Origin of the sequence: Escherichia sp. AM3, assembly GCF_032029835.1 — a bacterium.
Classification (GTDB): domain Bacteria; phylum Pseudomonadota; class Gammaproteobacteria; order Enterobacterales; family Enterobacteriaceae; genus Escherichia; species Escherichia coli.
The window spans coordinates 1-767 of record NZ_JAVUPQ010000445.1; the positions used below are offsets into that span (position 1 = coordinate 1).

Consider the following 767-nt stretch of genomic DNA (forward strand, 5'->3'; position numbering starts at 1 on the left):
CCAGTGCTCCAATAACAGGAGCAGCTTGAGCTGCCATTTTTTCTGTAATAACTATACCAAATCTTGTCGCAACTTTTTCTCTTAACGAAGCTAACCATTTTCCTGTTTGTGTTGAAGCAGCGTTCTTGACAGCAATGTTAGAAATTTCTTTGGATAAATCTTGTACGATCTCAGCAGTCAAATTCCTTGTTGCATAGTATGCAGTATTAACTGCATCATCGTCCTCAGATGGTCCTCCGAAGGAAAACACCGCTAAACACTCTAGTTTTGTATCAATCCTATCTAGATCAAAACCTTCACTTCTTGCTATGTCCGCAATTGAACGAAGCATAATTGTCGTTGAAACTGGTAACTCAATTGCTAATGCAGAAAAGCCAAAAGCACCACCAATGGCTCCAGATAAGGCAGCAAAGAACTTATTTGTCTTAGTTGATGCTATTCGGTTAGGTTCATTGTCTAGGCTCCATAAGGCTGCATTAGCAGCTTTGTTGAGAGATTTTTCTACTAGGCTATAAATTTTCTTTTCTGCTCCTTTGGGAAGTTTACTCATTAAGTAATCTATTGGGGTTCCAACTAATTGGGTTAGTGTTTCTGTAATTGTATCTTGTTCTAATAATTCTACGGCTCTTTCTAAAGCGCGCAGATCTTCTTCTTCAAGATGCATGTAAAAATCCCTTATGAATCAATCTGTAGCCTACTTTTTGTAAGTGGTCTGTTTTGGGATCTTACCTTGTGAGAATTCAGTGATTCAACGGGCGAGATGCCGA

1 protein-coding gene is annotated in these 767 nt (G+C 39.0%); it reads right to left on the reverse strand.

The features are described 5' to 3' along the window. Positions 1-664 (reverse strand): EcsC family protein (locus RTW80_RS26490; protein WP_312721059.1); only part of this gene is annotated, 664 nt, incomplete at its 3' end. Positions 665-767: the final 103 nt, after the last annotated feature.